Here is a 20,399-nt window from a genome sequence, read left to right as displayed (position 1 = left end):
ACGCTACCAAGGGATTGGAATGGTGCTTTCGGGATTCTCCTGAAAGCTTTGCGGGATACCGCCGCTATCACTTTCGATCGTGATAGTGCTATCGTTGCATTGTCCGGGAATGCCCGGAATGATGTCGCGTAAATGTATCAGGTTATCACCGAAGCATCAGAAAAATAAGTGGCTTTCTGGCTGAATATTGATTTCCATCGGTACAGCTTGCGGTTCGGCACGCAGAGCAAACAAAATAGCCTCAGCCGCAGTTTCCGTGCTGAGCATTTTTGACCTGTCAACCTTCAAACTCACATTATCCCAGAAGGGAGAATCGACACCCCCAAAATAAAACAGGGTGAACTTAATGCCAAAGCGCTTCAGTTCGTCCGCCATACACTTGCTAAAACCGACCACACCGAACTTAGAAGCACAGTAAGCTGCTGCCATTGCCATTGAGTGCTGGCCCAAAATGCCCACGACGTTGCAAATATGACCGGATTTCCGTTCTTTCATGGCTTCTGCTGCCGCTTGCGTGGTGTAGAAGCTGCCTTTTAAGTTTAAATCGAGCATGGCATCGAGGTCTGCTGGTTCGAGTTTGTTGTACTGTTTGAGGATACCGGCACCAGCAGCATTTACCAGGGCGTCAATTTGCCCGAAATGAGTCACCGCTTTTTCGATTAAAGTTTTTACTTGTTGCGGCTGGGTAATGTCGCAAGGTACTGTTAAAACTTGCTCTGCCTGCGTTCCCGGTAGGGAAGATGCTAAATTGGCTAATCGGCTGTTATCTCTGGCTGTTAAGACTAAACGAGTGCCCAAAGGTGCTAGTTTGCGTGTCAAGGCAGAACCAATCCCACCTGTTGCGCCTACGATAACAACCACTTTGTCCTGCATTTTTCTTTACATTTCTTTACATCACCTTAATTATATTTAATGATATTGGCGATCGATAACTCCAGTTGCATTCAACTGGTAACTTTCTCTCGTCCCATATTTCCGGTTGTGGTAGGCTAACTGCGAAGAGGAGTGTCAGAGGTATCAATGGTGAGTAAGATGCGAGTAGGGCTGTTGTTTGGCGGTCGTTCGGGAGAACACGAAGTTTCGATCGTTTCGGCAAGATCGATCGCCAAAGCGCTGAAATCGGAGCAAAATGCACAAAAATATGAAGTATTGCCTTTTTACATCCAAAAAGATGGTTTCTGGCAAGGTGGAGAAACAGCACAACAAGTGCTAGATGGGGAAGTTCCCCAAGCTGGAGAGGGAGAAGGAAAATACGCCAATCCAAAATCGAGATGGCAATTCCCCCCAGAAGCGGATTCAGTGGATGTATGGTTCCCAATTTTACACGGCCCGAATGGGGAAGACGGTACGGTGCAGGGCTTGCTGAGTTTGATGCAAGTTCCGTTTGTGGGTTCCGGGGTGTTGGGTTCGGCTGTGGGGATGGACAAGATTGCCATGAAAACGGCGTTTGCCCAAGCGGGATTGCCACAGGTAAAATATCAGACAGTGAGTCGATCGCAGATTTGGTCTAACCCTTGCGTTTTCCCGAAACTATGCGACGAAATAGAAGCAGCACTCGGTTATCCCTGTTTTGTGAAGCCTGCGAATTTAGGTTCGTCGGTAGGTATTGCGAAAGTGCGATCGCGTACACAATTGGAAGCCGCTTTAGATAGCGCAGCCAGCTACGATCGGCGCATAATTATAGAAGCTGGAGTAGTGGCAAGAGAAGTAGAATGCGCTGTTTTGGGTAACGATAATCCCCAAGCTTCTGTAGTCGGAGAAATTACTTATAAAAGTGATTTTTATGACTATGAAACTAAATACACGGAAGGAAAAGCAGATTTGATAATTCCTGCCAACATACCGGCTGGCGTCGCTGCACAAATTCAGGATATGGCTGTAAAAGCTTTTCTCGCAGTTGATGCCGCTGGGTTGGCAAGGGTAGATTTCTTCTACGTTGAATCTACAGGCGAAGTACTGATTAATGAAATTAATACTTTGCCCGGTTTCACGTCTACAAGTATGTATCCGCAACTGTGGGCATATAGCGGCGTTCCTTTTGCAGAATTAGCGGATCAGTTAATTCAAGCAGCGTTAGAACGTTCTAAACCTTAAAAAAAAAAAGGCTGATGTGGTGTATGCCTCGCGGATTATAGCCTCAAATGCTTGCCTACCTTTTGCAACAGAGCATAAAATCTTGTCATGATAAGGTGTAGGTATTGAAAAGTGGGTATGGCAGATCACCAAATTGCACAGCAGCAATCACCCCCTTCAAAAGCCCCAAAGCTTCGCCGGCGCAGTGGCAAGCCTGCACCACTAGCTGAGGAATCATCGCGCTTGAAAACAGCAAATCTCGATCGGCAACGGAAAAAACGAGCAACTCCCCTAAACCCGGTGTTGCTGGTGGTTCAGAAATGTCCGCTACTGGTGTGGAGTGCTTTTTTGGCAGCAATGCTATTGGTTGGTGGTTTGGCGATGCTGCGTTTGACTGACCCGGATTACGTGGGAAAAGAGCAACCATCAGCAGCGAAAACGGCGACAAACGCACAAAACACCGTTTTGCAGGATGAAAGCCAAAATACACAGTCTGGGTGGTTGTACGGCGCGATCGCATTGGGCTGCGCCACCGGTGCTTGGGTAATTCTCAGACAGTTTAATGGTACTCGCAAGCGTCGCAAGCTTCGCAAACCACTCAAAAGTCGTCCAATTTCCCGACAGCGAGCAACTCAGCAACGAAAAAAAAAACCTTTTTCACCCCACCGAAAAGAACCAATTTCTGAGGCTTCACAAGCAACTAACCCTTCAACAACAGGTGCTATAGGTGCAGCTACGCGGGCAATACCACCACTTATACCGAGCCTACCGGACGATCGGAACCAGGTAAAATTGGCAGAAAATATGGATATAAGAAAACGTCACCCGCTTTCTTACCTATTGCGAAATCCTTAGTTGAACGCACCCCAACTAAACTAAAGATTTTAGTTGGGGCTCTTTTTAAGAAGGCAGATTGAGCAGGAAAGAACTCCGATCGATTCGATCGACTGTTATTCCTTTTAGGATCGCTAGAATCTCACCAGTATTAGTAATCGCGATCTCCGTTCCATCAATGCTTTGGCTAATTGTCAATTGGGAAAAACTTAAATTCCCGCCTAATACTAGCAAGTCAATATTATCTTCAAAATCGAGGATAGTGTCAGTACCAAAACCAGGAGATAAAAGAAAGCGATCGCTGCCATTCCCACCCTTCAATATATCGTTACCTAAATCTCCGCTCAACCAATCGTTTCCATCGCCACCTTTGAGAGTATCGTTATCTTTACCACCATAAAGGCTATCATCTCCCCCATCTCCATTTACCCAATCCTCTCCTTCATTTCCAAACAATATATCGTTGCCATCTCCGCCACACAAACAATCTTTTTCTCCACTATTTCCAATGGGAATATTGCTACCATTTCCAGCATAAATGGTATCGTTACCATCTCCACCGCAGAGACTATCATTACCTAAATCGCCAAATATTACATCATCTCCGGTATCGCCAAGAACGATATCATCATCGCTACCACCCCGCACCGTATCGTTACCTTCATCGCCGCAGATAGTATCATTGGCTTGATTGCCATTTAATACGTCATCCCCAGTACCGCCTAATAATAAATCGCGTCCGTTTGGATCGCCAAGTTCCTGTTCTTTCACACCGCCAAAAATGGTATCATTACCTTTATCTCCCAGTAGGGTATCATCACCGCGATCGCCCCAAATTAGATCGTTATTTTCACCGCCACGCAGGATATCATTACCTTTACCACCTCGGACAACATCGTTATTTTGATTGCCGTTAATTACATCGTTCCCATCATTTCCATTAATAACATCTTCGCTTTCATTACCTGCAATCCAATCGCGATCGTCACCACCAAAAATAGTATCTTTTCCCTGATTTCCAACTAAATTATCGTTGCCTGCTTTTCCCCAAATAAAGTCGTCGCCATCTAAAGCATAAAGCGCATCGTCTTCATCGCTACCAGTCAAACGATCGTTGTCGTTTGTTGTACCACTTTGGATATTAATGATGGGATTAATTTGGGTTAAGAAATAACCTTCTGTTCCCTCAGAAAATAAATTATCTGGATTGGGATGTTCGATTTCTTGACAAAAACAATCCTCATCCTCTTCGAGATCGTCATTATTAATAGTTCCCACAGCTTGACTGTCAGCAATGACGGCATTAGCAACACCAATCAAATTAACAAAAAATGTTTCGTTCGCTTCTTTGGTAGCATCGGCTAAAACACCAACGCTAATTGTTTTACTTACTTCGTCTGGGTTAAAAGTAATTGCCGTAGTAGGATGAGGATAGTAATCTTTATTTGCAATAGTAGCAGTACCGTCAGATGTGGCATATTCCACGATAACGGCTTGAGTGGGAATCGCACTGAGGTTGATGGTAAAATTGGCTAAAGTGATGCCGTTGTTACCTTCGGTAACTGTCGCATCAGTAATCGAAACTTGGGGTAAATTATTGTTAATAGGAGTCGGAGTCGGGGGAGATGGGGGAGATGGGGGAGATGGGGGAGTCGGAGGAGTTATTGGTAACAAGTCACTAACTACGAGGTCGAATAGATTGCTAACGCTGGCACCACTGCCATCTTTTGCTGTCAATTGCAGTTTTAGAGTTCCTACATTGTTAACACTAGGAGTACCGCTGAAAGTACGGGTAATCGGGTCAAAACTTAGCCAGGTAGGTAAGGGATCTCCATTAAAAAGAATAGCCGTGTAAGAGAGTGTGTCACCAATATCTACATCGCTGAATGTATTCGCTGCAAAAGTAAAATTGAAGGGTGTAGTAGCAGTTGCCGTTTGATTGGGAATCGGAGCAACTACAATTGGCCCATCGTTAACTGAATTAACAGTAATATTGAATGAATCGGTATCGCTTAAAGCACCACCTGTGCCAGTATTGCCTAGATCGTTAGTAATAATTTGAATATTTGCAGCACCATTATAATTAGGAAATGGCGTAAATATTGTGCCATTAAGCGCAGTATTAATATTACTAATTGTGCCACTGAAAGTCATGTTGGCACTGCCATTATTACCACTGCTGAAATTTAAACCATTCGTGCCAGATAAATTTAAAATGCCGTTGCTAGCATTCAAAGTAACCTGAACTAGATTGTTACCTGCATCAGGATCGGCGATCGCAATTAGATTTCCACTAGCTGCATTGAAAGTTATAGCATTATCTTCATTCGTAGTTTGAATACCAGGGACTGTATTTACTGGTGGATTATTAACGGCATCATTATCAATAATTGTGGCTTGTCCATTCCCAACAGCTATAGTAGCATTGTTGGGATTAGTTAAGCTTACAAAAAAGTTCTCTTGCGTTTCAGTCAGACTGTCATCAACGACTGGAATAGAAATATTTTGTTTAGTTTCTCCAGCTTTAAATATGACAGTGCCTTGAGTGGTAGTGTAATCATTTGGCGAAGTAGCAGTTCCGTTGCTAGAAAAGTAATCAACGCTGATAGTTTGACCGGAAACAGCAGCAAGGCTAACCGTAAAAGTAGCATTGTTGCCTTCGGTAACAGTGACGTTATCAATAGATAAACTCGGTAGCGGATCGTTATCATTAATAATGCCTTCTCCCTTAGCGACAGCAATACTAGCTTTACTAGGATTGTTGAGAGTAACAAAAAAGTTTTCTTGGCTTTCGTTAACGGTATCGCCAACGATGGGAATAGTAATACTTTGTGCAGTTTCTCCAGTTTTAAACGTAACAGTGCCTTTACTAGCAGTGTAATCAGAAGTATCGCTGGCAGTACCGTTAGTTGTAATGTAATCTACAGCGACAGTTTGACCGGAAATAGTAGAAAGACTAACTGTAAAAGTAGCATTGCTAGTACCGCTGTCACCTTCAGTAATAGTAAAGTTACCGATAGAAAGCGTCGGTAAAGGGTCATTATCAGTAATTGTGGCTTGTCCCTTGCTAACTGCGATCGCAGCTTTACTGGGATTGCTTAAATTAACGAAAAAGGTCTCGTTACTTTCATTTAGAATATCGCCAACTACAGGAACGATAAAAGTTTTTTTGGTTTCTCCTGGTAAAAAAGTCAGACTACCTTTAGTAACAGTGTAATCATTTGGCGAGGTAGCCGTACCGTCAGCAGTAAGATAATCTACAGAAATAGTTTGGCTGTTGACATTAGAAAGAGAAACGGTAAATGTGGCGTTGGTAGTGCCGCTATCTGTTTCGTTAACAGTCACATCATCGATACTAAGTGTCGGAATAGCGCCGAGGGAATTAGCAGACCTGGGTGTACCGTGAATTACATTACCAGCAGCATCTTTGCCATTTTGGGTAATCCCATCGTTGGTGCGCCAATTAGTATCTGTATCGGCAGCTTTAGCCGAAATTCGCTCCATTGTAAACCGAGTATTGGCGCTAAAATTTACCCCAGCAGGCCATACACCGCCATCAATATTAGCAGTGTCAACTACATTACCTTTACTGTCTTGTAGGGTGAGCGACTCGCCAGTATTAACTAATGCGCCTGTGTAGATTAAGTCAGCAGAAATGTCGCTAACTGTGTTATTTACAGTGCGCTCTAAAAGGAAGTATCCACCAGCGGCAATTGTTTTCCCAGCCGGAATCGTGATGTTGGGATTGCCATCGTTAGATGTCAGCGTCCAATTGCTCAAATCGATCGCACTTCCAGTAGGATTGAAAAGTTCCATCCATTCGTCAGTGGTATCAGCCTCAGTTCCCATCCAAGCGACTTCGTTAATAACCACGCTTAAAGGCGGCGTGGGACCTACTGGGTTAACGGTGATGCTGGCTGTTTCGGTAGCGGTACTGAAGGAGAATAACCCTCCAGTCCCGCTAGTAGTAATGTTTGCTGTATTGCCATTAGTGCCAGTTGTGGCATCCCATGCACGAAAGCTAATGCCTGGGTTAATTGTGCCGTTGTAGTCGGCATTGGGAATAAAACGAATTCTGGTATTAGCATCTGATACCAACAACCGCGCCGCACTTTCTGAGGGAGTGCCGAAGGCTGTCCAGTTGCTACCGTCGTTGGTGGAAAATTGCCAAGTACCGTTGGTATTATCTACTGCCGTTACTGCAATTCCTTCTGGGTCGTTGGGGTCGCTGTCAGTAATTGGGTTGCCACCGGCACCGCTGGCAATAATTTGAAAAATTAAAGTGCCTGTGTTAGTAATATCGTCTTCGTTGATTGCTGTTAGAGTTGGCGACCCGCTGTTATCGAGGAGGGGAGCGCTGTTGATTTCATAAGCAGCAAACTGAGTAGATAAGCCAACACCCAAACCGAAATCATTATCGCTGACAAGAATGAGCGATCGCTTTCCATTCGGCAAAATTGGCCCCAATGTTATGCCTTCATAATTGGTAAATAGCCCGTTAACGACAACAGTTTTTGACGCTAATGTAATACCGCCAAGGCCAGAAGCTATCAAACTGGGATTATTTTTTACATCAGTCGCCCCTTGTAAAGATATTTGATATATTTTGCCAAAACCCAAATCAAGATGGCGGTCTATGGCGAGGAGAGTATTTCCATCCAATGCCAAAAGATCGGAAACACCATTGCTAGAATCGGAGTTATAGACAAATTCTCCTTCTACAGAGTTAGTAGATAAGTTATATTTGATGATGCGAGAAGGGCTGCCATTATCTGATGTGGAATCTTGTTCTAAGGCAACTTCTGTCGTTGTAAATAAAAATTGTCGATCGGGAGTAATTGATACGCTTTCAAAACCCCGATTATTGCGGATACCATTGCTAGTATCTGCTGGCGATACGTCATATTTAGGAGTAGGGATAGGCAGAGAAAAGTTTTGAATACCTGATGCTATATCGAACCGATTGATAAATTGGGGTGTACTTGTGGAAAACATTCCTTCTGAAGAAACAAATATATTCCCACTGCTAGCAAAGGCAATTCCTTCTGGGTCTGCAACATCTGAGACAAAAAGGTTATTAGTTGAGTCTCTCAGCAGGGTCACACCTGTGAAAGTAACTGGCAAAGTCGCCGAACTCAGATCGATATTCAGGGTGTAAAAGCGCACATTGCTTTTATCGTCAGAAATAGTATAGAAATTGCTGCCATCAAAGGTAAGACCCGATAAACCACCGATATTCGTTCCACCAAAAGTTGCAGCTGAATCAACTGTTGACTGCCCTATCAGAGTTGCGATCGCCATATAATTCCCTCACCCAAAAAGCCTTAAATCTGAAAATTATAGCGATTTTAGCGTTTCATTTGAAGTAGCGATCGCCAATCTTCTACCGCCTGCTTACTCCACAGCCAGTTAGCTTGCAGTGCAGAAGGTTTAAAATTGGTGGGATCGTCTTGCATCACCTTTGTACGCAGCTTGAGCGCTTCGTCAAGCAAACGCGATCGCTCATCAATTGGCTGATTTTTAGCTGAGTGATTTAATACTAATGCCAACCCTGCATATGCCGTTAGAGCATCGTGACTGACAACTGATTTGGTTGGTATTTGCGCGAAGTTTTCCGATCTTTCTCTGCTGGCAGATTCCGATTCGGCAACTTTTTGTTCCTCAGCTCGATAAAGAGCTTCAAACCAAGTTTGATTGGCACGAGTTAAGTTACCTTGGGCATAGTAAGCAAAACCGAGAGCGTTGTAGTAAAGCGGCGATTTTTCACGCCCTTTGACAGCAGTTTCCCAATACCGCCGCGCATCATCTAAGCTGTAACTTTTGTCTCCAACTCGCACTGATTGCCAAGCTAATCTGCCGAACAAAAAGCTGATATCGGGATTACTTTTTTGCTCTTTTGATAAGGTAGCTAAGGCAGCTTTTGCTTGTTTAATATCTCCTCTATCTAGCAATACTTTTACCATGCGTTGCCCAACCAATAAGTTGCCTTGCTTAAAATGTTTAACTGCCATCGCGCTAACAGTTACCGAACTGGTTTTTTTAATATCCAAGGCAGAAGTTTTTGCTGAAATTTTAGGTTGCGGACGCGGCGTAGCGACTTCTTCATATATAAAACTTGCCGATCGCGATCCGACTTGAGACCACCGTTGGCGGAAAAGCCAGAAACTCAAAGGTGTCAAAAGTAATACAGCAAGAGGCAAAAGTAGTACGGCTTTGTTCCGGCTCGGTAACAAATTACGAAGTCGGCGATCGCTTAGAACCGTACTATACCATCTTTCGCTCGAATTCTTCACTTTTAGATCGGAATTTATCGCTTCTATTTCTTCTCGGTCTTTCGTCTCAGTTACGATAGGATGAGAAGTTACATCTCTAGCAGATTCCGATCTCGCAGTAATGGGAACTGAAATCGATCGCTCCTCTATTGGCTGAGCGGGAAGTTTGGCATTGACATCCGCTCCAGTAACAATTTGGTTTGCTAACTCTGGAGTTAAATTTGGTTTCGAGATTTGACCGAGCAGACCGGAAATGAAAGCTGAGTCTTCATCATCATCAAAATCATCACACATCGACTCATCTCCAAATTCCGACCACGCCTGAGTATCAGACCGATCGAATTCCCCAACTTCTAAGGTTTGCTGTGGGAGCGCGACGAATCCATCAAATTGCGGATGAAGATAAACGATAGGTAAAACCCAGTAAAAGCGATCGAAGCCGTAAATCGAGATTAACTCCTGTCGTACCAGACTCAAACTAATCTCGACTGGGTAAACTTGACTGATGTGGTCGTAAACTAACTCAGTGAAGGTAGAAGCAACTTCGTTTGGAATTTCTGGTGGGATAGTTAGCACGCAGGGAATACCGCTTTCGTGCAACTCAGTTACGCGATCGTCGTTATCGAGTTTATCAGAGAAATTAGCTTTGAAAATTTGCAGCGTTCCTTGCAGATCCCCTTTGAAATTTTGGGCGCTATCTGGAGAAGATTGTTTGGCGACGCAGCGAGAAAAAGCCACACTGGTGCTAAGGACGAGAAAAGAATCTGGAGAAACTGTATCTGTTTTTCCCAAATCGCCAATATAAAGCAGCTCCCAAGGAAGACGCGCCAAACGATCGTCTTCCAAACTCAGTCGCAGTCGCAATACCTCTGGCTTCGATCGAGCGATTTCTTGAGCAGTTGTCCAGCTACTGAGCAGAGTACCTTGAAACAGCGCACTGTAAAGCTGTTGGCCCAGTGCTGCTAGAGACTGGGGAGTTGACTCTGCTGGCGAAGAATGCAGCAGTTTTGCGGCTTGGGCCAACCAATTTTCTACGGGCCAAACTACCTGCGCTTGTGTCGATCGCACTCCCAGCGCTAGCGATTCTGCTCGCACCAAGTATTTGTCTTCTTCTATTGGTGTAACGCATACGTAAAATTCCTGAGTCATTGCTACCCTTCTCTCCCGCTCAACTCCTCAATTTCGTTGGCTTGAGAAATCGCCAACTCCAAAGCGAAGGATTCGCTCTTATACTAAGTAGATTAATTTAACTGGTTAAAGTTTCGATTTTTAGAGATGTTTGCTGCGGTTATCGAGAGATCGTCTCCAGCCGGCGTAAAATCAGCACCTAGAGCGGCGCTCGCGGGATGAGAGGATTTTGGATTGGCTGCTTAGCAGTTCTTGTTGCCAATTTAGCTGAGTTTTATCCCGATCCGAAGGCTTGCCGATCGAACAAAGAGATGGTAGATGCACCCTGATAAGACAACTTCCCCCGCCTCCAAGAGGCGGGGGTTTTTTGATCGAGGCAGTTTTTCGTGGAATAAGAATTTTATCTGAAGCTATATTAGTCCCCCAGCACAGCCAGATTTTTCCAAGGTTCCTTCTGGCAAATCTTATCGAACGAGGTTTTAGTTGCTTCGCTACTACCGTCTTGAATAAAGTATTTTTGCTTGTTAGGGTAAGCCGCCCAACTCGCAGTTGCCGGATAATTTAAGATAAAAGCATAACCCGCATCCGCGATGTCTTGTGCAAACAAATCGGTAAAAGAATTCCCTTGAAAGTAATGAAAGTCGGATGTCGAGTTCATATAATAATTCCAGTCTCGTTTGTTTCAAGACTCACTCTCGTAACTACCTGAAAAACAAGGTATTAGTTGCCCAGTTTTGATTCATCTATCTGCAAGCAGAGTAGTGAGCCTTGTATCCTTCAGCACTTAACGCTTTAATAAGGAAGGAAATGCCTTTTGCAAAGCGAGGAGAATTCTACCGATGGATAGAGCCGTAATCAAATTTTCTTCTGAAGACTGCGGCATTTGCCATAAGATGTCGTTTTATGACCAGAAAGTAACTGAAGAACTGGGTTTGCAATTTATCGATGTGAAAATGCAGGATACCGCCACTTACCGCAAGTATCGCAAAATTCTTTTAACCCAGTATCCGGATAAAGCAGAAATGGGATGGCCAACTTACTTGATCTGCGATTCTCCAGAAGGAGAGTTTAAAATCTTGGGAGAGGTTAAAGGCGGCCATCCCAAAGGAGAATTCAGAAGTCGGCTGCAAGCAGTTTTGGATACAGCCGCTACCAGCTAGTTTTTTGTTTGGAGGTGAAGTGCTGTAGGGTGCGTTAGCTTTGAGCGTAACTCACTCTACTAAACTTTGTAAGGACGGCGCTAACTCAATAAGTTGTTCAATGTAAGATAATTTTTTCAGTCTGCTATCGGGTTTGGTTTAATAGTCCTATCTAGGGCTTTGACTGGATCTGAGCGATCGCACCGTTCCCGCATAGCAATCCCGCAACCAAATTTCGATCGCCTGACCGATAACTCCATAACTGCTATCTCTCGGTGCAGTCGGAGGTAGCCCCGCCGGATAAGGCCCGGTCATAGAAAACATCATCGCCAATCGCCAACCACTTTCAGTTTTTGTCAGAAATAACCAGTGATAATCCTGTATTTGAACTGGTTTTTTGCTTGTATATCTGCGTTGCAATGTAGTGAAAAAAACCTGCTGAATATTGTCTCCCCCCTGCGATGTTGTGGGGTTATATTCGCCAGGGCCAAGTGTTAGGGGTGAAAATTCAGCTTGACCTGCCACTATAAAATAACCGTACACATCAAGGCTGCGATCGCGAAGTCTTGCACGCTGAGTTACTCTATTAGCATAACTCGGTAAATCGCGCAATAAAATAGTTATTAATGTTTCCACATCCGCAGGACAAGAAAATCTTTCTCTTTTTGCTGCTACAGCTGAAGTGACGGGAAAAAGCCAAAAGTAAAAAGGTAAAAGCAAACAGATAAAACTGTATATTTTGACTTTACCTTTATTCCTAGAAATCTGTCTGGGAAAGTACTTTTGGCTTTTCACTTTCAAATCTCGTCGCAAATGCGTTCAAAAGCAGCAACAGGATCGGGTGCAGCAGTGATGGGACGACCGATCACCAGATAATCGGCTCCTGCTTGAATAGCTTCTGCTGGCGTGAGATTTCGCTGTTGGTCTCCAGCTTCAGCCCACTTCGGTCGTACTCCCGGACATACTAACAGAAAGCGATCGCCGCAAGTTTGTCGCAATTGCGATACTTCTTGGGGCGAACAAACTGCCCCATCCAAACCCGCCTCTTGAGCTAACAGCGCCATCTGTAAAGCATACTCTGGCAATTCTAGGGGAATTTTGAGGTCAAAAGCTAAATCCCGCGAATTCAAACTTGTTAATAGCGTGATGGCAATTAACTTTGGCGGTGAATAGCCAGAAGCAGCCGCACCTTCCGCAAGCGCCATTTTAGCTTCCTGTAAAGCTTTACGACCGGCAGTGGCGTGGATAGTGACTAAATCTACTCCGTACCTACCAGCAGCGCGACAAGCACCGGCGACGGTGTTGGGGATATCGTGAAATTTGAGATCCAGAAAAATACGCTTTTGTCGCTCTTTCAAGATAGTCAGAATTCCCGACCCGGTACTGACAAATAGCTCCAAACCGACTTTCCAGAATGTTACCTGGGGCAGTTTTTCAACCAGAGCGATCGCTTGCTCTTGAGTTGGTACATCCAGGGGAACGATAATCTTGTGATTGTTGGCCATTACTTCATTTACCGATCGCCAATTTCTCGAACAGCTAATTGGGATTAACCAAGCGGACAAACTTATTTTTGCCAACTTGTAACACCCGTCCTTGCAAAGAAGCTGGAGAATCAAAGGAGAGATTTACATCTGTCACCTTTTCGCCATCCAGTCGCACTCCTCCCTCTTGAATCTTCTGTCGAGCTTCCGAACTGCTTTTACACAGTTGGCTGGCACTGACGATATAGAACAATTTAGCGGGAAACTGGATATTTTCCAGGGAAAATTCGGGTACTGCTGCGGCTTGTTCCGTCTTACCGCGAGCTATTTTCTCAGCATCTTCTTTAGCTTTTTCGGCAGTTTCCTTACCGTGATATTGGGTAACGATATCCAAAGCGAGAAGAATTTGGCGATCGCGTGGATTTTCTGGCAATGTATCCAAAGGGATATTTGTCAATAACTCAAAATACTGCTCCACTAAAATATCTGGCGTTTGTCGCAGCTTTTGGTACATTGTCAGCGCATCTTCCCGCAAACCCACATAATTGCCCAGAGACTTCGACATTTTCTGCACGCCATCAGTCCCGATCAAAATCGGCATCAACATTCCAAACTGAGGCGATAAACTGAAATATCGTTGCAAATCTCGTCCGACAGCAATATTAAACTTCTGGTCAGTTCCTCCCAACTCCACATCCGCCTCAATTGCCACAGAGTCATAACCCTGCATCAACGGGTAGAGGAACTCGTGCAGATAAATAGGGCTTTCTTTCTCGTAGCGCAGGGCAAAACCCTCCTTCGCCAACATCTGTCCCACAGTCATCGTGGATAGCAAATCCATAATTTCCGGCAGATCCAGCTTAGATAGCCACTCCGAGTTATAGCGAATTTCCAGTCGTCCTGGCGTATCAAAATCCAGAATTGGCCGTACTTGTTCAAGATAAGTTTGGGCATTCTGTGCCACTTGTGCCGGTGTCAGTTGCTGACGCACCTCCGATTTACCGGTAGGATCGCCGATGCGAGCGGTAAAATCACCAATGATGAGGACAGCTGTATGACCGGCATCCTGAAATGCCCGCAACTTTCGGACTGGGATACTATGGCCTAAGTGGAGATCTGCACCTGTGGGATCGATCCCCAACTTGACTCGCAAGGGCCGATTTGTCTGCGCTAACCGTTCGACCAAATTTTCATGAGGATTTTGAGAATCTGTAAGATTGGGAAAAATTTCACTCACGCCTCGGTACAACCAGGCGAGGTTTTGGGTAATACTAGGCGATTGATGGGAGGCCATACTTTGCCAATGTCCAGTTTGGTTCGCAATAAAACTGTCATTTCTCAAGGCGCAAAAGTGTTTTTGACTTTTGCGCCTTTACTGATGACTGATAACCGATGAGGGTTGACAATAGAAATGCTTAACAGCCAGACTACTATAACTGTAAAAGCAGCCAGAATATCTGTAGTCGTTTAATCAGCTTTGTCAGGGGCAGGTTTATCCATGTATTTCCAAAGGCAGATGAATCAGTTTTACTGGCTCTCTAACTTCTCGCCAGAAGCAGTTAATCCTCTCAACTCCTATAGGGGTGGGTTGTATGACAAACCACGACCCAACGGCTAGGTGTACAGACAGTTTCCTACTTAGAATCTTCCTGTCCCCATAATAAGTAGTTGGAATATAACAATCATAAGGACTATCCAGTCGCCGTTTTTCTTGTTCAGTTTGTTTTCTTTGAGGAAGTCAAATCGCCGTGTCCTCCAACACACTCCGACAAAAGCCATCCACAACGATCGCACCAGGATTTAACTTTGTTCAGACGATCGCTAAAGTCACTGGCGGAACTCTTCTGAGCGTCACCATGCTAACCAGTTCCATTGTAGCTGGCGGGCTGGTTGGCCTAGCGATTAGCTTCCGCAACCTCCCAGATGTGAGGGTTATGGGCACCTACTCTCCGTCAGAAACAACTCACATCTACGATATCAAAGGCAAGTTGCTTGCCAGTATCCACGGTGAAGCAAATCGCGAAGTCGTCCCCCTGGACAAAATTTCTCCCGAACTCAAACGAGCTGTGATGGCTATTGAAGATAGCCACTTCTACCTGCACCACGGCATTAACCCAAGCAGTGTCGGTCGCGCCATCAAAGCCAACTGGGAAAAAGGTGGGGTCGTGGAAGGCGGTTCGACGCTGACCATGCAGTTGGTCAAAAATATATTTCTCAATCACAAGCGGGCTTTTAGCCGTAAAGTAGCAGAAGCGGTGATGGCCATACGCTTGGAGCAAATCCTTACGAAAGACAAAATTTTAGAGCTATACCTGAATCAGGTCTACTGGGGTCATAACAACTATGGGATTGAAACCGCTTCGCAAAGCTATTTTGGCAAGCACGCTGCCGATTTAAACCTGGCGGAAGGAGCGATGTTGGCAGGTTTAATTCAAGCTCCTGAAGAGTACAGCCCTTTTTTGAACTACAAGAAAGCAAAAGCCCGACAAGCACAGGTTTTAGCTCGGATGAGGGAGCTCAATTGGATTACGCCTGAAGAAGAAGCCGCCGCGAAGAAGCAAGTGCTTAAATTAGGTAAACCTACCTCCTTCCAGAAAAGTTTGCTTCCCTACGTCACCGATGCTGTCACTCAGGAGTTGATCCAACGCTTTGGACGCTCTACGGTGGAAAAAGGCGGGATGCGAGTTCAAACTACTATTGACCTCAATTTCCAACGTATGGCGGAAGATTTCATCGGTCGCGAACACGCTAGATTGCAACGTCGCGGATTGTGGGGTACGGAACTGGCACTGGCAGCAGTCGATCCGCGCACCCATTTTGTCAAGGCGATGGTGGGAGGTTCCGATTACAGCAAGAGCCAGTTTAATAGAGCTACTCAAGCTCGCCGTCAGCCAGGATCTGCGTTTAAGCCGTTCGTTTATTATGCGGCTTTTGCTACTGGTAAATATTCGCCGGAATCTACTGTCTACGACACTCCTGTTCGCTATCGCGATGGCAGTCGCGGCTACGCTCCCAGAAACTACGACAATACTTTTGGTGGGGCGATGAGCATTCGAGCCGCACTACAAGTATCGCGTAACGTTCCCGCAGTCAAGATGGGGCGGGCTGTAGGATTGGATAAGGTGATTGAAGTTTGCCGGACTTTGGGTATTAAAAGCCCAATGGAACCTGTAATTTCTTTACCTTTGGGAGCTATTGGTCTGTCGCCGATGGAAATGGCCAGCGCTTATGCGACCTTCGCCAGTACAGGTTGGCAATCGGATACTACCTTCATTGTGCAAGTGACTGATTCCAGCGGCAATGTGTTACTGGACAACACGCCCAAACCTAAGCTAGTTCTCGATCCTTGGGCAGCTGCTTCCATTACCAGCACTATGCAATCGGTAATTAATAGCGGTACAGGAAAATTAGCTCAGATCGGTCGCCCTGCGGCGGGGAAAACGGGTACAACTTCTTCAGAAAAAGATGTTTGGTTTGTCGGCTTTGTACCGCAATTGTCTGTGGCTATTTGGATTGGTAGAGATGATAACAGACGTTTGGCATCTGGGGTAACTGGCGGTCATTACGCTGCACCGATTTGGCGCAATTTTATGCTTAAAGCGATGAATGGGGTACCTGTGGAATACTTCCCATCGGCTTCCAAGTTTAAGCGCCCTCGTCCCTAAGAAATTTTAGATTTTGGATTTTAGATTTTAGATGGGTAAAGTTGGTGAGAAGGGAGCAATTATAAGGAACTGACAAGCCGCCTAATCATCTAAAACCTAAAATCTAAAACTCAATGGGACTAGGGCTGCTTTTCCAGTTCTGCCTTCATACGCTGGAGGGTAAAACTCATTTGGTCAAACATTTGCTGGGGCGTAATCCCAAATTGACCCAACTGAGTTTTCAGTTGCTGCACGGTCATTTGAGCCATGAAATCTTCGGAAAGCTCAAAGCGCTTCATAAAAATGCGATAGCGCTCCATCATCGCTTCCCATTGCTCGATGAACAGCTTTTTGCCCTCGCGGTCAAATTTGCCGTAGTTATTACCAAGTTGGATGAGGGATTGATAATCCTCAGCTAGTTGCTTTAGTTCTTGCTGAACAATTTCAGAGTCAAAAAATCCCATTGCGCTTCCATTCAATCGAAAATTTGGATTAGTGGCTAATTCGATCGCATCTGCTACAATTCTAGTCCAGTCTGTAATTATCTTTCCAAAAATTTGCCCAAAGGTCGATCGCGATCGGTGTTTTCGATCGACCAAGCTTCAGATGGAGGAAGCAAATTAATATTATAAGATCGTAAAACCACAAGTTCTAGAGGCAACAGGATGTTGAGTCAGCCGAAAAGTCGAAAAGTGGCGGCGATTTTGGCTTTTAGTGGGGCTGTGATACCTGTTTCGGGGCTCCACAAGTTTTATTTGGGACAACCCGTGTGGGGTATTCTCTATTTGGTGCTATCGTGGACTCCCATTCCCCACGTGGCTAGCGCGATTGAAGGATTTTGGTATTTAGTTCAAGATCGAGATCAATTCGATCGCAACTTTAATCTCCATACAGCAGCGACAGTAAAATCGGCAGTTGACCCCAAGCAAGTGGCTGCTTATGCGGAAGCTTTGCGTCAACTCGAACAGTTGCGCCAAGATGGACTGATCACAGAATATGAATTCGAGCAAAAGCGCCGCAAGCTACTTGACGGAATGGTGTAAGGTATATGGGATTTGGGGACTGGTTCATCTCGCGGCAAAAGCAGAATTCTCTCCGCCAGCGAATTCTCAGCGATCCTTACTATCGGCTGCAATCAAGTGAAGAAATCGCTGTGGCGGCGTCGCTGGGAATTAAAATCGATCCGAATCGCGCTACTGTGGATGATTGGTTAAGGCTGCCGGGACTATCTATTCACCAAGCGCGATCGCTAGTTTCTCTGTCTCGCTCTGGTGTACAGTTTCATTGTCTGGAGGATGTCGCGGCAGCGTTAAGCTGGCCCAGCGAGCGATTAAAACCTTTAGCACCGATTCTCAGCTTTTGTTACTACGACCCTGAGAGTGTTTATACGCTTCAACAGATTAACCCGAACGCTGCTTCAGTAGAAATGCTGAGTAAAATTCCGCCGATCGATACTTTTTTGGCAGAATCGATCGTACAGAATCGTCAGTCTGGCGGTTATTACCGAGATTTAGCCGATTTACAGATCAGGTTATCTTTACCGGCAGAGACGATCGCTCAATTGATGCACTACTTAAGGTTTTGAGTTGAAAATTCCAGATTTATAGGTTGGGTTGAGGCACGAAACCCAACCTACCAAAAATGGCTAGTCCTAATCGATCATTTCACAAAGCCAATGCGCTTTAGAGGCCAAAAACGAAAAAAAGCGCGACCGATGATGTTTTCTTGCGGTAAAAATCCCCAAATGTGGGAATCATTGCTGTTATTGCGGTTATCTCCCATCACAAACAGTTCGCCTTGGGGAACTGTTCGCGGGCCCCACTCATAGGCGGGAGGTTCGGCAATGTAATCTTCTTGGAGAGGTTGGCGATCGAGATATACTTTGCCGTTAGCGATCGTGACCAGTTGACCGGGTTGGCCGATCGTCCGTTTGATGAATGCCTGATCTTTGGCATATCCCTGAATTTGCAGTTGTGGGGGAGGATCGAAAACCACAATATCGCCTGTTGTTGGGGGATGAAAGCGGTAACCGATCTTATCGACTACCAAGCGATCGCCCACTTGTAAAGTCGGTAGCATAGAATCAGAGGGAATGTAACGCGGTTCGGCGACAAAAGTCCGCAATAAAAGAGCTAGAGTCAGCGCTATGGCCAAAATCGCCAGATTTTCCCTTATTTGACGCCATACTCTCCACCCAAATGAAGAATCTGCCAAATCCTTTTCGTGATAGTCCATAGAAGTTTTTTTAGCAATAGAGTGGCTGTCAGCCCGTTTTTTGTTGAACTTGTTTAAGTCCAAATTTATCATTCTCTCACGGATCGCACGATTGCTACGCTTCTTTGTGCCCTAAGACAAAATTCCTTCTTTAGGGGGAAGCAATCAGATGATCTGCGTCACAGCCGATAACTCAGCCGATCACCTAAAACAGATTGTGGAGTCACGCGCTAGTTTCAGGGAACATCACAGGATCTCTGAGAGTCGCGTCAACAAGCAATTTACCTAAAAGTCCGATACTGACAGTAGTCAGTCAGTGAGTTAAGAGAGTTGTATGATTCTGATCCGCGATGTGGTACAACAAGCTATAGCAACGGGTTATCTAACCGTAGAAGCCGAAAATCAATTGCGGCATCTTCTAAGCAGGAAGTACGATTTAGAAGACATGAATGCCTTTGTGACGTTGCAGCAGGCAGCGATGTCCGGTTATGTTAAACAAGAGTCTCGTGAATTGATTGCTGCCAAAGCCACAAGCTGTTAATCTTGCAACTAATCTACTACCGAATCTCTTTTTAAAATTAATCGGGGTGTTTCGGTTAACAGGAAAGCGAAAGGCAAAAGCCCAGGCCAATTTTTGATTTGGCACTGGGAGTATTATCGAAATCCTGTTACTGAGGTTATATTAGGAAATTGCGATCGCCATCCCTTCAGTAGAAGCTTTGTCGAGTTGTTCTACTTGTAATGGTTCTACAAACAGTTTCATTTCTGCCATTTGTACCGAACCAAACAAAGTAGCAAAAGCGACATCTGCTGCATCGCGACCCTTTCCAATCCGGATGATACTATTTAACGGCACCAAACGGGTAGCGTCAAACAGATACCAGCGATCGCCCAGATAAGCCTCAAAACAAGCGTGAAAATCGGGGGGATTGAGACCGTAAGCATAGGCGCTGACAAAACGCGCTGGAATATTCAAAGCGCGGCAGAAAGCAACGCCTAGATGGGCAAAATCCCTACAAACGCCCGTGCGTTGCATCGCTGTGTCGTAAGCCGAAGTCTCAGAATTGCTGCTACCGGAAATATACGTAACTTTGTGATAAATCCAGTCGCAAATCGCACTAACCCTAGAATAACCGGGTTCTAATTCTCCAAATTCACTCTGCACCAAACCCATCAGTCGATCGGATTCGCAGTAGCGACTGGGATAAAGATATTGTAGAGTTTCCATCGGCAAATCTGCGATCGGCACTTCCGGAATTGTGCTGGGGTCTGCCAAAAAGTCTGACAATTCTACTGTCGCTTCATACTTAACTTCCAGTGTGCCAACAGGTGCGTTAACTCGTACATACCGATTTTCACTTACAGGTGCAGTATATTCGTCAAATTTTACACCTGGTTGTAAATTTAGCTTTTCGTGGGAAATGCTTTGGTAGTTGCTATTAACTACCTGGATATTGAACACGAGAGTGCTGGGTGTGTTGATGGTGTAACGTAATAAACAGCCAAGGTTAAATTTCATACTTATTGTCTGAGAAGTTACGTAAATGCTACAGCGATCGCACTTTTGCGCCCAGCGGTTGAAATCGCGCTTTGTCTAACAAAACGCCTCGC

The 20,399-nt window shown here is 45.1% G+C and carries 17 protein-coding genes and 1 pseudogene; 8 read left to right on the top strand and 10 right to left on the bottom strand.

Annotation, left to right across the window (positions count from 1 at the left end):
* Positions 1-132: pseudogene (locus ACE1CD_RS15370) on the top strand (RNA-guided endonuclease TnpB family protein); the annotation flags it as partial.
* Positions 133-156: 24 nt separating this feature from the next.
* Here the strand turns inward: ACE1CD_RS15370 and ACE1CD_RS15365 are convergent.
* On the bottom strand, positions 157-873 hold the full coding sequence (locus ACE1CD_RS15365) for an SDR family oxidoreductase (protein WP_374795660.1): 717 nt from the start codon (positions 871-873) through the stop codon (positions 157-159).
* 150 nt (positions 874-1,023) lie between these two features.
* Between ACE1CD_RS15365 and ACE1CD_RS15360 the strand changes: the two genes are divergently transcribed.
* Entirely contained in the window at positions 1,024-2,094 is a 1,071-nt protein-coding gene (locus tag ACE1CD_RS15360; protein WP_374795686.1) for a D-alanine--D-alanine ligase family protein, read from the top strand.
* 117 nt (positions 2,095-2,211) lie between these two features.
* Positions 2,212-2,928, top strand: a complete 717-nt coding sequence (locus ACE1CD_RS15355; protein ID WP_374825226.1) for a hypothetical protein — start codon at positions 2,212-2,214, stop codon at positions 2,926-2,928.
* A gap of 45 nt (positions 2,929-2,973) precedes the next feature.
* Here ACE1CD_RS15355 and ACE1CD_RS15350 read toward each other — a convergent pair whose 3' ends face one another.
* The 3 genes from ACE1CD_RS15350 to ACE1CD_RS15340 all read right to left on the bottom strand — a co-directional run bounded on the left by ACE1CD_RS15350 (position 2,974) and on the right by ACE1CD_RS15340 (position 10,965).
* Positions 2,974-8,208 carry a Calx-beta domain-containing protein gene (locus ACE1CD_RS15350; RefSeq protein WP_374825224.1) on the bottom strand — a complete coding sequence of 1,745 codons (5,235 nt, stop codon included), beginning with the start codon at positions 8,206-8,208 and terminating at the stop codon, positions 2,974-2,976.
* Between the two features lie 47 nt (positions 8,209-8,255).
* Positions 8,256-10,328: a tetratricopeptide repeat protein gene (locus ACE1CD_RS15345; RefSeq protein WP_374825222.1), complete on the bottom strand. Its 2,073-nt coding sequence runs from the start codon at positions 10,326-10,328 to the stop codon at positions 8,256-8,258.
* Positions 10,329-10,722: 394 nt separating this feature from the next.
* Complete coding sequence (locus ACE1CD_RS15340; RefSeq protein WP_374825220.1) at positions 10,723-10,965, bottom strand: hypothetical protein; 243 nt, start codon at positions 10,963-10,965, stop codon at positions 10,723-10,725.
* 181 nt (positions 10,966-11,146) lie between these two features.
* Here ACE1CD_RS15340 and ACE1CD_RS15335 point away from each other — a divergent pair, with 181 nt between their 5' ends.
* Positions 11,147-11,467 (top strand): hypothetical protein, encoded by a 321-nt coding sequence (locus tag ACE1CD_RS15335; RefSeq protein ID WP_374825218.1) that lies wholly within the window; start codon positions 11,147-11,149, stop codon positions 11,465-11,467.
* 147 nt (positions 11,468-11,614) lie between these two features.
* On the opposite strand, the gene ACE1CD_RS15330 is transcribed toward ACE1CD_RS15335, so the two are convergent.
* Genes ACE1CD_RS15330 through tyrS form a run of 3 tightly spaced genes read right to left on the bottom strand, consistent with a single transcriptional unit; the run spans position 11,615 to position 14,224 of the window.
* On the bottom strand, positions 11,615-12,241 hold the full coding sequence (locus tag ACE1CD_RS15330) for a hypothetical protein (protein WP_374825216.1): 627 nt from the start codon (positions 12,239-12,241) through the stop codon (positions 11,615-11,617).
* Between the two features lie 2 nt (positions 12,242-12,243).
* Positions 12,244-12,951 carry an orotidine-5'-phosphate decarboxylase gene (gene pyrF / locus ACE1CD_RS15325; protein WP_374825214.1) on the bottom strand — a complete coding sequence of 236 codons (708 nt, stop codon included), beginning with the start codon at positions 12,949-12,951 and terminating at the stop codon, positions 12,244-12,246.
* Positions 12,952-12,985: 34 nt separating this feature from the next.
* Positions 12,986-14,224 carry a tyrosine--tRNA ligase gene (tyrS, locus tag ACE1CD_RS15320; RefSeq protein WP_374795668.1) on the bottom strand — a complete coding sequence of 413 codons (1,239 nt, stop codon included), beginning with the start codon at positions 14,222-14,224 and terminating at the stop codon, positions 12,986-12,988.
* Positions 14,225-14,678: 454 nt separating this feature from the next.
* On the opposite strand from tyrS, the gene ACE1CD_RS15315 reads away from it, so the two are divergent.
* Complete coding sequence (locus tag ACE1CD_RS15315) at positions 14,679-16,595, top strand: transglycosylase domain-containing protein (RefSeq protein WP_374825212.1); 1,917 nt, start codon at positions 14,679-14,681, stop codon at positions 16,593-16,595.
* Positions 16,596-16,714: 119 nt separating this feature from the next.
* Here the strand turns inward: ACE1CD_RS15315 and ACE1CD_RS15310 are convergent, their stop codons facing one another.
* Positions 16,715-17,038 carry a DUF1825 family protein gene (locus tag ACE1CD_RS15310; RefSeq protein WP_190473222.1) on the bottom strand — a complete coding sequence of 108 codons (324 nt, stop codon included), beginning with the start codon at positions 17,036-17,038 and terminating at the stop codon, positions 16,715-16,717.
* 201 nt (positions 17,039-17,239) lie between these two features.
* Here ACE1CD_RS15310 and ACE1CD_RS15305 point away from each other — a divergent pair, with 201 nt between their 5' ends.
* A complete protein-coding gene (locus tag ACE1CD_RS15305; RefSeq protein ID WP_374795670.1) occupies positions 17,240-17,617 on the top strand; it encodes an NINE protein in 378 nt (125 codons plus the stop codon).
* 5 nt (positions 17,618-17,622) lie between these two features.
* Positions 17,623-18,159: a helix-hairpin-helix domain-containing protein gene (locus ACE1CD_RS15300; protein WP_374795671.1), complete on the top strand. Its 537-nt coding sequence runs from the start codon at positions 17,623-17,625 to the stop codon at positions 18,157-18,159.
* A gap of 74 nt (positions 18,160-18,233) precedes the next feature.
* Here the strand turns inward: ACE1CD_RS15300 and lepB are convergent, their stop codons facing one another.
* Complete coding sequence (gene lepB / locus ACE1CD_RS15295; RefSeq protein WP_374825210.1) at positions 18,234-18,809, bottom strand: signal peptidase I; 576 nt, start codon at positions 18,807-18,809, stop codon at positions 18,234-18,236.
* Positions 18,810-19,122: 313 nt separating this feature from the next.
* Here lepB and ACE1CD_RS15290 point away from each other — a divergent pair, with 313 nt between their 5' ends.
* On the top strand, positions 19,123-19,329 hold the full coding sequence (locus tag ACE1CD_RS15290; RefSeq protein ID WP_374825208.1) for a hypothetical protein: 207 nt from the start codon (positions 19,123-19,125) through the stop codon (positions 19,327-19,329).
* Between the two features lie 141 nt (positions 19,330-19,470).
* On the opposite strand, the gene ACE1CD_RS15285 is transcribed toward ACE1CD_RS15290, so the two are convergent.
* Positions 19,471-20,307: a transglutaminase family protein gene (locus ACE1CD_RS15285; RefSeq protein ID WP_374825206.1), complete on the bottom strand. Its 837-nt coding sequence runs from the start codon at positions 20,305-20,307 to the stop codon at positions 19,471-19,473.
* Positions 20,308-20,399 lie beyond the last annotated feature (92 nt).

Source organism: Aerosakkonema sp. BLCC-F183 (assembly GCF_041929145.1).
GTDB lineage: Bacteria > Cyanobacteriota > Cyanobacteriia > Cyanobacteriales > Aerosakkonemataceae > Aerosakkonema.
Note: the sequence above shows the minus strand (reverse complement) of the source record. Positions and strands in the feature narration are given on the sequence as shown.